Annotated in this window: 15 protein-coding genes and 1 other RNA gene; 9 read left to right on the forward strand and 7 right to left on the reverse strand. The window is 43.3% G+C overall.

Annotated elements, in window-relative coordinates; all coding sequences use genetic code 11:
• The first annotated feature begins 71 nt into the window (after positions 1 to 71).
• Positions 72 to 1,151, forward strand: a complete 1,080-nt coding sequence (locus tag AC6CHU_RS00960; protein ID WP_498119672.1) for a TDT family transporter — start codon at positions 72 to 74, stop codon at positions 1,149 to 1,151.
• Positions 1,152 to 1,427: 276 nt separating this feature from the next.
• On the forward strand, positions 1,428 to 1,520 hold the full coding sequence (locus AC6CHU_RS00965; protein ID WP_396399097.1) for a putative holin-like toxin: 93 nt from the start codon (positions 1,428 to 1,430) through the stop codon (positions 1,518 to 1,520).
• Positions 1,521 to 1,542: 22 nt separating this feature from the next.
• On the opposite strand, the gene AC6CHU_RS00970 is transcribed toward AC6CHU_RS00965, so the two are convergent.
• The 3 genes from AC6CHU_RS00970 to AC6CHU_RS00980 all read right to left on the reverse strand — a co-directional run bounded on the left by AC6CHU_RS00970 (position 1,543) and on the right by AC6CHU_RS00980 (position 2,367).
• The gene (locus tag AC6CHU_RS00970; protein WP_498119848.1) at positions 1,543 to 1,860 is read right to left on the reverse strand and encodes a redoxin domain-containing protein; all 318 of its coding nucleotides are present in this window, start codon (positions 1,858 to 1,860) and stop codon (positions 1,543 to 1,545) included.
• Positions 1,861 to 1,878: 18 nt separating this feature from the next.
• Entirely contained in the window at positions 1,879 to 2,046 is a 168-nt protein-coding gene (locus tag AC6CHU_RS00975; protein ID WP_498119674.1) for a hypothetical protein, read from the reverse strand.
• A 147-nt stretch (positions 2,047 to 2,193) separates the two neighbouring features.
• Positions 2,194 to 2,367, reverse strand: coding sequence for an aspartyl-phosphate phosphatase Spo0E family protein (locus AC6CHU_RS00980; protein ID WP_159867654.1), 174 nt, complete (start codon positions 2,365 to 2,367; stop codon positions 2,194 to 2,196).
• Between the two features lie 445 nt (positions 2,368 to 2,812).
• Here AC6CHU_RS00980 and AC6CHU_RS00985 point away from each other — a divergent pair, with 445 nt between their 5' ends.
• From AC6CHU_RS00985 to AC6CHU_RS00995, 3 genes are all read left to right on the forward strand, one after another.
• Positions 2,813 to 4,075, forward strand: a complete 1,263-nt coding sequence (locus AC6CHU_RS00985; RefSeq protein WP_498119676.1) for an L-lactate MFS transporter — start codon at positions 2,813 to 2,815, stop codon at positions 4,073 to 4,075.
• 267 nt (positions 4,076 to 4,342) lie between these two features.
• Positions 4,343 to 6,703: an FdhF/YdeP family oxidoreductase gene (locus tag AC6CHU_RS00990; RefSeq protein WP_498119678.1), complete on the forward strand. Its 2,361-nt coding sequence runs from the start codon at positions 4,343 to 4,345 to the stop codon at positions 6,701 to 6,703.
• Between the two features lie 429 nt (positions 6,704 to 7,132).
• Positions 7,133 to 8,005, forward strand: a complete 873-nt coding sequence (locus AC6CHU_RS00995; RefSeq protein ID WP_498119680.1) for a LysM peptidoglycan-binding domain-containing protein — start codon at positions 7,133 to 7,135, stop codon at positions 8,003 to 8,005.
• A 34-nt stretch (positions 8,006 to 8,039) separates the two neighbouring features.
• Here the strand turns inward: AC6CHU_RS00995 and AC6CHU_RS01000 are convergent, their stop codons facing one another.
• The 4 genes from AC6CHU_RS01000 to AC6CHU_RS01015 are packed head-to-tail and all read right to left on the reverse strand — an operon-like array spanning position 8,040 to position 10,306.
• Positions 8,040 to 8,531 carry a CBO0543 family protein gene (locus tag AC6CHU_RS01000; protein ID WP_159867663.1) on the reverse strand — a complete coding sequence of 164 codons (492 nt, stop codon included), beginning with the start codon at positions 8,529 to 8,531 and terminating at the stop codon, positions 8,040 to 8,042.
• A gap of 32 nt (positions 8,532 to 8,563) precedes the next feature.
• Positions 8,564 to 9,700: a zinc-dependent alcohol dehydrogenase gene (locus AC6CHU_RS01005; protein WP_251284272.1), complete on the reverse strand. Its 1,137-nt coding sequence runs from the start codon at positions 9,698 to 9,700 to the stop codon at positions 8,564 to 8,566.
• A 19-nt stretch (positions 9,701 to 9,719) separates the two neighbouring features.
• Positions 9,720 to 10,082, reverse strand: a complete 363-nt coding sequence (locus AC6CHU_RS01010; protein ID WP_498119682.1) for a spore coat protein — start codon at positions 10,080 to 10,082, stop codon at positions 9,720 to 9,722.
• Positions 10,083 to 10,096: 14 nt separating this feature from the next.
• The gene (locus AC6CHU_RS01015; RefSeq protein ID WP_251284274.1) at positions 10,097 to 10,306 is read right to left on the reverse strand and encodes a spore coat protein; all 210 of its coding nucleotides are present in this window, start codon (positions 10,304 to 10,306) and stop codon (positions 10,097 to 10,099) included.
• Between the two features lie 145 nt (positions 10,307 to 10,451).
• Between AC6CHU_RS01015 and AC6CHU_RS01020 the strand changes: the two genes are divergently transcribed.
• The 4 genes from AC6CHU_RS01020 (at position 10,452) to AC6CHU_RS01035 (ending at position 11,996) form a co-directional block, all read left to right on the forward strand.
• Entirely contained in the window at positions 10,452 to 10,661 is a 210-nt protein-coding gene (locus AC6CHU_RS01020) for a hypothetical protein (protein WP_159867672.1), read from the forward strand.
• A complete protein-coding gene (locus AC6CHU_RS01025; protein WP_159867674.1) occupies positions 10,654 to 10,956 on the forward strand; it encodes a spore coat protein in 303 nt (100 codons plus the stop codon). Before AC6CHU_RS01020 ends, AC6CHU_RS01025 begins: the two co-directional genes overlap by 8 nt.
• A gap of 51 nt (positions 10,957 to 11,007) precedes the next feature.
• Positions 11,008 to 11,203, forward strand: a non-coding RNA gene (ssrS, locus tag AC6CHU_RS01030) — 6S RNA.
• 91 nt (positions 11,204 to 11,294) lie between these two features.
• Positions 11,295 to 11,996: a polysaccharide deacetylase family protein gene (locus tag AC6CHU_RS01035; RefSeq protein WP_251284275.1), complete on the forward strand. Its 702-nt coding sequence runs from the start codon at positions 11,295 to 11,297 to the stop codon at positions 11,994 to 11,996.
• Positions 11,997 to 12,002: the final 6 nt, after the last annotated feature.

Below are 12,002 nucleotides of genomic sequence, written 5' to 3' on the forward strand. Positions count from 1 at the left end.
GTCTTTTTTTGTCCGCAGCAAAAGGGCAGGTTGCATAGAATGTTATAATTATAGTAAATACATTTAATACGGTGATTATAGTGTTATATTTCCTTTTGCTCGGTTTTCTTTTTGTGGGGACCGTTTTATTTATCATTCTAAAAAAAATAAATATCCATACGGCTGCCATGGCCGCGGTAATGGCGTTCGGCATTGTGACACAGGGGGTTTTGCTCAATTTCTTCGGGATGCCTTTCTTTTTGGGAAGCTTCGGCAAGATTCTTAGTATAGCAGATTTAGCGTTATGGCTGGCTTTCCTTGTATCCATTGGGATGACTATCTTCAAGGGTGAGTTCAAAATGCTGCATTATGCTAATCCCATTAATCGGTTTGGCATCGGCACCTGGGTGGCCGGCACTTCGATTTGCGGGATCATATTCTACAGGCAATTTGGAGCAGGTGCGGAAGCACAGGCATTGGCCATTCTAAATGCGGGTTTATGGGCTTTTTATATCTGGATTAGCCTGCTGGGCTTCAAGGAGCTCAGAACTTCACCTATTGGCCGGCAGGCGCATGGTGTTCTGCTGCTGACCGCCGTCAGCACACAGTCACTTGTACTCCTGTTTAATACGGTCTTTCATGAGGTGTCTGCCGTTTTGAATGCGGCTCTTATTTTTACTGGATTTCTTTTTTATTTTATCAGTGCCTGGTTTATCCTGAAGCGTTATGCCGTTCGCGGCTGGAATGCTGCGAAGGACTGGAATAACACCAATTGCATTTTGCACGGTGCGCTATCAATCAGCGGGCTTGCCATGTATAAATCAGGGTTCGCTGATGGAACGAATGTTATGTGGTTTTGGCTGGCCGTTTTCCTGGTCTTTTTGATCGTTGAGGCTGTTGAAATCATAAGGTTCGTCTTGCGAATTCGGCTTTATGGCTTTAAAGAAGGCATCTTCACTTATGATGTGACACAGTGGAGCCGGATCTTTACGTTTGCGATGTTCTTTACTTTCACCTTTTTCATCGAAAGCCCTTTGCGGGCAGTCATCCTGAATACAGGCATCTGGATCATTTTATTGTTATTGGCCGTTGAAATATATTTATGTGCGGAATCATTAAGAAGAAAACAGGTCCGAATTCCTGCTTCATTCAGAAAGGAAACTTCGGCCTAAGTGCTGAACGCACATAAATATTTTTATCCGCACATAAAAAATGCTTATCCGCACATAAATCTGGCTATGCGCACAGAATTTCACGCTATCCGCACAGAAATTGATTTCAGCAGCGATAATTCCATAAGAAAATGAAAAAAAGAGCCAGCCGCATGCGATTTTGCAATGTGACTGGCTCTTTTTAGGCCTTTTGAACGGATTTTCAAATAGGCACTTAACTTGAGTATAGGACAAGTTTGCTTCCGGGAAGGCTGAAGGTAAGGAGGCGATGTATAAATGGATACCTTTGAAGTGTTGTCATTGATGATCAGTTTCGGTATGTTTGTTATCGCCATGCTCCAATTCACAGACAGAGACAGAAATTCATGAACACGCTAACCAGCGTGTTTTTTTATTTAGAGAGCTCCTTCTTTATGTCTTCTGCTGTTGTATCGATTTCTTCTCCCCAATGATCATTGACCTTATGGAACACTATATTGCCTTTAGTGTCCATTAATGCATAGCCTCTGTAGGCAGTGTCGCCATTCTTCATGTCAGCCCGTTCAATAAGCTTCATTTCCGGATCAGAAATAAAAGGGAGGCTGTGCCCCATTTTTTCTTCCAGTGCCTGATAAAGCTGGAGCTGCTGCTCAGGCTGATCATTGCTGACGATGTACATATTGGCATCCAAATCTTCCAGTTTATCCATATTCTGATGCAGCTCGACCAGCTGCTGCTGACAGAGTCCTCAGGTGTATGTGGTGATAAAGAAGAAGATAGATGGCTTGTCCTGCGGAAAGGCAACTTCTTTGCCATTGTGGTCCTTTAAAGCAATCGTATCCTGGGCCTGATCTTTGCCGCAGCCAGTCAGAACAAGAAGAACGATTGCGAATAGAAAGATGAACTTTTTCTTCATAAGATCTCCATTTCCTTGTAGTGATTATCTTATCATTATGGCGTTCTTTTTCATTTTTCTCAACAAAAATGCACGATTAGAGTAATCATAAAACAAACACACTCCATAATACGAGAGTGTGCGTTTTATGAAGTATTGGGGGTTGTTCTAATGGATGAGTTTGCTTCGCTGCACTTTATTGATGAGCTTATCGAGCTCCACAGAGTACATGAGCGTTTCAGGATGTGACAATCCCTTGTTTTTTCCAACAGAAATCATCTTTTTGCGCAGGACATCGATGTCATAATGAAGTTTTTGTATAGTAGTCGAAGGTGCAGTCATTGATTCGGCTCCTATCCGGGATGAAAATATATATTCTATTATCGACAAATTAACCAGTAAATAAACAGATTCGACAAAACTTATAAAAAGATTACAAGATTCAACAACGTCTTGATGTTAATCTATTAAACAATATGTTTATGATGAAAAATTGCTAAATAGGTCTTGAACAAGCTTTTTCAAAGTGATATGATTTTTAATAGTTCAAAAATCTGTCACATTTTGATTTGAGATAGCGATCCTGTCGTCGGTTAAAATGTCATCAGATTCCTTTATGATTTACAGTTGGTCCTTTAAGCAGCGCATCCTGCTTGATACTAACCGTCAATCCTTCTTTAGCATACCCCAATACAGGGGTGCGGGAGAGATTGGCGGTTTTTTTGTTTCAGGAAACCTTTCCTGAAACAGCTTTACAAAGGTGTGAGGATGATGAGGGGGAAAAAGAGTGAAAAAGACAAAAAATAGGTGGCTGATTGCCGCCTCGGCCGTAGGAATACATATTTCCATCGGTTCAGTTTACGCCTGGAGCAACTTTACCAATCCATTGATTGACCAGTTTGGCTGGACTTCAAAGGAGGTACAGCTTACCTTCAGTTTAGCTATTCTGTTTCTGGGATTGTCAGCAGCATTTCTTGGCCACTTTGTTGAAAAGCATGGACCAAAAAAAGCAGGTCTTCTGGCAGCAGGATTTTTCGGAGCCGGCATGCTTGGAGCCGGATTGGCAGTCAATATGGGATCATTGACGTTTTTGTACATAACCTACGGTGTTCTTGGCGGAATTGGTTTAGGGGTAGGCTATATTGCGCCTGTATCCACACTGGTAAAATGGTTCCCGGACCGCCGCGGATTTGCAACAGGTCTTGCGATTATGGGATTTGGCTTTGCTGCAGCGGTAGCGAGCCCTGTCATGGATGCCCTGATTAAATCTGCTGGTACAGCAAACACGTTCTTTATTTTAGGAGCAGCCTACCTAATCATTATGACATTATCATCTTTATATTTAGAAAAACCGCCTGAAGGCTGGGCACCTGAAGGAATGAAGGAAAAAGCTGCAGCCGGAAAAATCAAAATCAAACAGGATTTGGCACAGTTAACGGCGAATGAAGCAGTAAAGACATCCCGATTCTATTATTTATGGTTCATGCTGTTCATTAATGTGACGTGCGGAATTGCGATTCTGTCTGCTGCAAAGCCGCTGGCACAGGAAAGCATCGGCATGACAACGGCGGAAGCAGCCACGCTTGTAGGAGTCCTTGGCATCTTTAATGGGCTTGGACGTCTGGCATGGGCTTCCATCTCCGATTATATCGGCCGCCCGAATACGTATACGATTTTCTTCGTATCACAGATCGCCTTATTCCTATTACTTCCAATCACAAAAGAGGCGATTCTTTTCCAGGTCATGCTGGCGATTGTCTACACGATGTACGGCGGAGGGTTCTCATCCATCCCGGCATTTATCGGCGACGTTTTTGGAACAAAACAGCTTGGCGCCATACATGGCTACATCCTTACAGCATGGGCAGCAGCTGGTCTTGCAGGCCCAATGTTTGCGGCATGGATGAAGGATTCAACAGGAAGCTATGCATCAAGTCTGACAAGCTTTGCCGCACTGTTTGTGGTGGCATTCATCGTGTCAATCTTAATCCGCTTTGATATGAAAAAATTGCGCAGGCAAAATGAAGCAAATAATCGGATGGCAAGTTAATTTTTATAAAAGCAGCATGGAAAAGCATATAGTCCCGCTTTCGCTTTTCTAATGGTATGGCACTTGGCAGCGAACCTGCTAAAGACTAACCGCCGCAGAATCAGCATCTAGAAGTAGAGGCTTTTTGCGGTGGTTTTTTATCGAGTCTAACGGGCCATAAGAAAAAGGGCAAATTTTTTACATTCGCCCATATACAATAATAAATGCTATTTGAACATTGGAAATTAAGAGATTCAGGATCTCTATTAAATAGAAGGAGTGTTTCAGATGGGAAAAACAAAACATCCAGGACCTCAGAAGAAAAAGGCTATGCCGGATCCAAAGCATTGGGTGAGTCCGGTTCCATTCGGACTTGGCAAAATTAAGCCAAAGCATATGAGGGATACAGCAAAAATCCTGTGGGAAAACAAAGATAATATCGGCTATGCCACCAATATTTTAACGAAAGGTGTCTGTGACGGATGTGCGCTTGGTGTATCCGGACTATATGACCAGACGCTTAAGGGGCCGCATGTATGTACAACACGTTTAAATGTTCTCCGTTTAAATACGGCCGGTGCGATCAAGCCGGACATTCTGCATGCCGATATCGATGAGCTCCGCAAATATGACAGCACGGAACTTCGCAAGCTGGGCCGCATCCCGTATCCGATGATACGCAGAAAAGGCGAGCGCAAATTCTCCCGTATTACTTGGGATGATGCGATGAACATGATTGCTGAAAAAATGAAGGTGCTCGATCCGAAGCAGTATGCGTTCTACCTGACAAGCCGCGGAATTACGAATGAATCCTATTATGTGGCCGGCAAGGTTGCACGTTTCCTTGGCACGAACCACATTGATAATGCAAGCCGCATTTGTCATTCACCTTCGAAAACGGCGTTAAAGCGTTCCATCGGAGTAGGGGCATCTACAGCCAGCTACCTGGACTGGATTGGAACAGATGTCCTTCTGTTCTGGGGAAGCGTGGCATCCAACAGCTCGCCTGTATCATCCAAATACATGCTTGAAGCGAAAAAGAACGGAACAAAGATTATTGTCGTCAACCCATATAAAGAACCGGCAATGGACAAATACTGGATTCCGTCCAATCCTGAATCTGCTTTGTTCGGAACAAAAATTGCAGATGACTTTTATCAGGTTAACATTGGCGGAGACATTGCCTTTATGCATGGTATCATGAAGCACTGGTTTGATATGGAGAAAGCGGAGCGCGGTTCGGCCATCAACCATAAATTTGTGAATGAACACGTAAATGGCTATGAAGATTTGAAAAAGAAAGTGAGAGAGCAGTCATGGGAAGACATTATTAAATCTTCCGGTGTAACGAAAGAGCGGACTATTGAGCTTGCCGAACTGCTCGCTAACAGCAAAAATGCTGTCTATGCCTGGGCTCTTGGTTTGACCATGCATTCATTCGCGACAGATAATATCTCACAGGTAGCGAACCTTGCGCTGCTTCGCGGTCATCTCGGCCGCAAGCATAATGGACTGATGCCATTCCGCGGCCACTCATCTGTGCAGGGAAGCGGAGAAATGGGTGCCGATCCGTTCGTATTGCCTGGCGGAGACTTTTACGGCGACAACTTTAACCGTATTGAAAACCTTTGGGGCTTCGAGCTTCAGAAATGGCAGGGCGATATTGTCGGCGTAACACTGGAAAATATTCTGCTTCCTGAAGAACATGAACGGAAAATTAAGCTCTACTATCTATCAGGCGGCAACTTCCTTGAGACCATGCCGGACCCTGATTTTATTGAAAAAGCACTATCTGAACTGGATATTCGTGTTCACCAGGATATTATTTTAAATACGTCCACATTGGTGGATGCCAAGGAAGCAGTCATCGTGCTGCCTGCTAAAACCAGATACGAGCAGGAGGGCGGGGGTACCTCCACTTCAACCGAGCGAATGGTGTATTTCAGCCCGGAAATTGAAGGGAATAAGAACAAAATTGCCGAGGCGCGCGAAGAATGGAAAATTTACATTGATCTGGCGAAACGCGTAAAGCCTGAAACAGCCCATCTGGTTGATTTCAAAAATGCACAGGAAATCCGGGATGAAATTGCCCTGGCAAATCCTAATTACGATGGCATCCAGCACCTAAAAAAAGCAGGGGATGTCTTCCAGTGGGGCGGGGCATGGCTTTGTGAGGACGGCATCTGCCCGACTCCGGATGGCAAAGGCACACTTATTACCGTCGATATTCCGGACCTCGGCAAAAAAGAAGGCCAATTCATCGTTACATCCCGCCGCGGCAAGCAGTTCAATTCCATGGTCTACAAAGAAGTGGACCCGCTGAATGGTGCCGGGCGATACGACGTATTAATGAATGCTGAAGACGGAAAAGACTTAAGCATTGCAGAAGGTGAAGGCATCGTCCTGTACAACGGATTCGGTGTCTTCCAGGGAAGAGCCAAATTCGTCGACATCGCCCGCGGCAACGTCGAAGTCCACTTCCCGGAAGGAAACTTCCTGCTGCCAAGAGGCCGCTACGAAAAATTCGCCGGTATCCCTGACTACAACATCACGGTTACCCTCGAAAAAGCGGACCGCTACAATGCACGCAAAGACGTGGAATATAACGAAAAACACATTGCTGAAGATGAAATTGATGCACCAGCGTAAAAGGAGGGAGATGGCTTTTGGGCCATCTCTTTTTTTGATTGGGAGTGGGGGTGAGGTAAATGAGATTGGCGGCTGTGGATAATGCTGAAAATGAGCAGGAAGTTGTTTTGAAATCAAGGGTAGACGCCACTTGTTCAGCATAAATCTAAAGAAGGTGCTTCAAAACCCATGATGATACCTCTTTTTCAACAAAGCAAATCGCCAATGTTAGTAATCTGGAAAAATAACGCCAAAATGAGCCAGCCGGAAGGAAAATGGTAGTTAATCAGAAGGAATAACGAGCAAAACGAGCAAGCCCCCCAAAAAATGAGCGACCCACGCCAAAAGAGGCAGTTAATCCCCTCATACCACCCGCCTATTTTCCAAAATAGGCTCGCCCCACTGCGACATCCAATTTTTTCCTCCGTCAAATATAATGAGGTGAAAATGATGAAGAAAATCAAACAGGCATTGGCAGCAGGGGTCATTTCCCTGGCAGTTATTTTTTCAGGGGGAACAGTTTTAGCCGACCATAGCGGAGATAAAGAAATAGCTGTGGTTAAGAAAGGGGATACCCTATATTCCTTGGCTAAGAAGCATCATCTGAGTGTGACGCAGATGATGGAGCTGAATGATTTAACAGGTACGACGATCTATCCAGGTCAGCGTTTCATTCTATCCGGGGAGGAAGCTGGATTTCACAAGATTATTGCCGGTTCGTTCAGCAAAAAAGAAAATGCGGAGAAGCAGGCAGCATTGCTGAAGAAAAAAGAAATCCCGGCGGCAATTAGCACGGCCGTCATTGATGGCAAAACCTATTATCGTGTGCAGACCGGCGCATTTAAAAACAAAAAGAATGCCGTGCAGCAGCTGGAGGCAGTCAAAAAGGCAGGAATTAACGATGCCTTCATTTTGACCAGTCCATCGCTTCATATTTTTGGTTTAGAGCCTGGTGATGCCTATGATGACATCATCAACAGAATGGGCAAGCCGAAAAAGACTGAAACCCAGCTTAATATTAAAAGCCTTTACTACCAGGGAGATGGTGCTGGTGTGAGGGTAACATTAAATATGAAGGACGGTACTATTGGCAGTCTTGCTGTTTATCCGGAATATTTAAGCCCGCGTCTGTTTCCTGCTCTTCCTTTTACTAAGGCCGAAGCTGTTAAATTGTATGGCGATGCCAACAAGACAAAATCAGAGACTTGCTACGAATCAGCCAAGTGTGAAGAGTTAACCTACGTGCTGGATCATTTAGAACTCAAAGTCCGGATTGACAGGGATCAAACCACTGTTCAGTTTCTGGAAATATTATATCGTTAATGTCCGTGAATATAAAACCGGCCCCAATTAGTATTCAGGAGCCGGTGTTTTTTTGCTTTACTGCAGATTTACTAATCACACCCATTATTCCGCGAGTCAGAAGGAAGGTTGAGAATATAGAAATGAAGCTGTAAAAAGAATTCCAAGATTTCTTGTATTTGATTAACTGTGTGTGTTTTTCCAGAAAATGCTCGGCAATTGCTGATGGGACACTAAAAATCAGGGACTTCATAAGGATTCCCTTTAGTCCGCTATTCCGGGTCTGCTGGTTATAATAAACACAGGAAACCGGAAAGATAATATAGCTGAAAAGCACACTGACATCAAAAGTTTTAAACAGTTTAACCGGGTACTTGAGATATCCTTTTCGCACTAAGAGATTATCCAGGAAGGTGGCAATATAGCTTTTCAAAAAGAACACGATTAGCCAATCTTTTATCAGGGGCTTTCTGACCAGATGGAAGAAAGTCCCGATCCCGAAGATAAACAGGCTCCGCAGCAGATTCGTTTCAAACCTTCGACCCATTTGGTCATTCTCCTTTGTCATCTGGCATGCTATTATGGCTTTAGGATAACTTTTATGCAGTCCTCTGTTTTTGTATCAAATGCTTCATAGCCATGTTTGGCATCATCCAGCGGCAAGACATGGGTGACGATATCGCTTGGATCGAATTTTCCTTCAGCGATCATTTTATACAAATATGGCATATAAGGAATGACCGGAGCCTGGCCCGAGCGTATATTGACATTTCGCTCAAAAATGTCGCCTAATGGGAACGCATTGTATCTCATTCCATAAACACCCGTTATTTGTATCGTCCCGCCTTTTCGGACTGCCTGAGTCGCCATAACGACAGCCCCCATTGATCCGCCTTGCAGCTTTAATCCGGTTGCCAGGAATTCCATCGGAGTCATTTTCCCATCCATTCCGACACAATCGATTACAACATCGGCGCCGCCTTTGGTGATTTCCTTAATATATTCCCCGGCATTTTTGGTCTGCTCAAAATTGATGATTTCTACTTTATTGGTTCGTTTTGCATGCTGAAGCCGGTAATCAATATAGTCAACAGCAATGACTCGTTTAGCACCCTTCATCCAGGCAAACTTTTGCACCATAAGTCCAACCGGACCGCAGCCAAGAACCACGACAGTGTCGCCATCCTTAACCCCTGCATTGTCTACAGACCAATAGGCTGTAGGAACAACGTCCGCAATCAGCACTAATTTTTCATCTTCCACTTCCGAGTTTTCAGGGATTTTAAAAGGAGTGAAGTTGCCATAAGGCACACGCATATATTCCGCCTGACCGCCAGGATATCCGCCTGTCGTTTCTGAATAACCAAAGAAGCCGCCCATTTCTCCATGCGGATTAGAGTTATCACACTGGCTTGTTAAGTCTGTTTTACAATAAATGCATTCTCCGCAGCTCACATTAAAAGGGATGATGACACGGTCGCCTTTTTTCAGATTTTTCACTTCCGGTCCTGCTTCTTCGACGATTCCCATTGGTTCATGGCCGATAATATAGTTTTCATACGTGTTCGGTATCATGCCGTGGATTAAATGCAGATCAGATCCGCAAATCGCCGTAGTCGTAACCTTGATGATGATATCATCAGCTTTTTCAATCTTAGGGGCCTCAACTTCTTTAACAGCCACATCTTTAATGCCCTGATATGTAACAGCCTTCATGCCGGATTTCCTCCTATCATTATTTTTCAGGTGTGGCAAAGGTGCCAAGCCGGTCTGTATCCGCAGGGAACAGCTCCATATTTCCAATGGCAATGGCCATATCGGCGGATTTTATATCAAGCTCTATTTGTTTACCGATATCACGCGGATAAATCCAGCCCTTTTCTAACATCAGTTCTGTAACTTCGCCATGCAAATCGATGGCTTGTTCCATTTGTCTGTAAAAAGCCTGCCGTAACTCTGGGCTTGCTGTTTCGGTCAATGAAACGGCATAGTAGCGAATCCCTGTTTTTATTCGCAGAAGAAATTCCAATGCAAAGGTGTTATCAGCCATTTTTGGCATTCCTTCAGCATATTTTGGGTCGAGATAATCCTGATTCATCTATTTTCACCGCCTTATGAGAGAGTTTTTGCAGTCTTGTATAATTCCTTTAATTCCTGGATCGCCTGAATTGACTGTTCCACATCTTTTTCAAGCAATTTCTTTAAATCGTTATCAAAGCAGATGCCCATTACCATTTTGGATTTCAGCAGGCAGTCTGTTTTAAAGTTGAGCATTTCATGTGTTTCCATTGTTTCATGATAGCCAAGACCTAAATCGTCCATTTTTTCGTCCTCCTTTTGATGTTAATGTTTCTTGTTTTACCGGCTTTATGCGGAATTTGCTATGACCGGCAATTGAAATAAATACCATAGGTTACGGAAGAGGGAAATGCGCAAAATGAGAGTATAACTGAATGGGGGGATTTTTATGATGAATGAAATGGGACTCCACGAGACATTGGAGCTTCATGAGCTTCTCGTGTTTAAAAACCTGTGTCTCACTAAATCGGTGGCCATGGGCGGGCTTGTCCAGGATCCAACTTTAAAAACCATATTGCAGGACAGTGAGGCAGGGGATGTGAAATTCATACAGGAGATTCAAAGCATTTTGAAGAGGAGGCACGGAATAGATGAATAGTTTCCTGAAAAATTTAATGGGAATGGGCGGAATGTCAGATCAGGTCATTGCAACGGATTTTTTAATTTCTGCTAAAGCGGGTGTCCGGAATATTGCATTTGCCCTTACGGAGAGCGGTTCTCCGGAAGTCAGAGAAATGTTAAGGGAACAGTTAAGAATTGCGGTGGAAACTCATGAGAAGATAACGAATTATATGATCAGCAGGGGAACCTACTATCCGCATAATTTACAAAAGCAGCTGGAAACGGATATGAAAATTACAGATACAGCCTTGAAGCTTAGTGAAAAGAGTTAATCAGGAAATCATTTCTATTGAAACACGTAGTAAATTATATTATTATAATAAAACAAGCTGCATTGTACGTAATCATACTAAAGTTTTAACCTTTAAGCTGAAATAGGGAGTTTAACATCGGAACAGGAATGACAGGCCTCCGTCTATACGACAAGGAGGACAGGCAGGAATGTTTCTGCGAACACCCACTTTGAGGAGTGGTGGTTTAAAACTTTCTTATAACCGTTACGGCAAAAGCGGCTACATACTAATGTTATCAAACCAGTTTCCAATCGGGGGCTGGTTTTTTTACATATATACATTATAATTATCACGTAACTTTAGCTTCAGGAGGCACTATGAAAAAAATTATTTTATGCATCATTTTACTGGTTGGAATAGCCTTTCTGCTTTTTGAAGTATCCAAGTCCAGGGACTTTCAGTTCTTCGGCGGTATTATTAATCAAGCAGAAACGGATGAAAAAATCGTCGCACTAACTTTTGATGATGGGCCAAGCGTTAATACAGACGAAATCTTATCGATTTTACGGGAAGAGGATATTAAAGCCACTTTCTATTTAACCGGTAAAGAGATGGAAGAGAATATGGAAGATGCGAAAAAAATTGCGGATGAAGGGCATGAAATTGGCAATCATACCTATTCCCATACACGGATGGTATTAAAGTCTCCTTCATTCATCAAAGAGGAAATTGAGAAAACAGATGAATTAATCAGGCAAGCGGGTTTTGAGGGAGACATTCATTTTCGTCCACCATACGGGAAAAAATTATTGTTCCTGCCTTACTATTTATCCAAACATGATCGGAAGACTATTTTATGGAATATCGAGCCTGAAACTTTTCCGGAAATAGATGGAAATGCAGATAAAATCACGGAGCATGTGGTGGAGAATATAGAACCGGGCTCCATCATCCTTCTTCATGTCATGTATGAGAGCCGGGAAGAGTCTCTAAAATCCGTTAAAAAAATTATTTCTTCTTTAAAAGAGCAAGGATACCAAATGACCACTGTTTCGGATTTGCTGAAACATGAGAAATAGAGCTGT

Source organism: Cytobacillus sp. GQ23 (assembly GCF_059758675.1).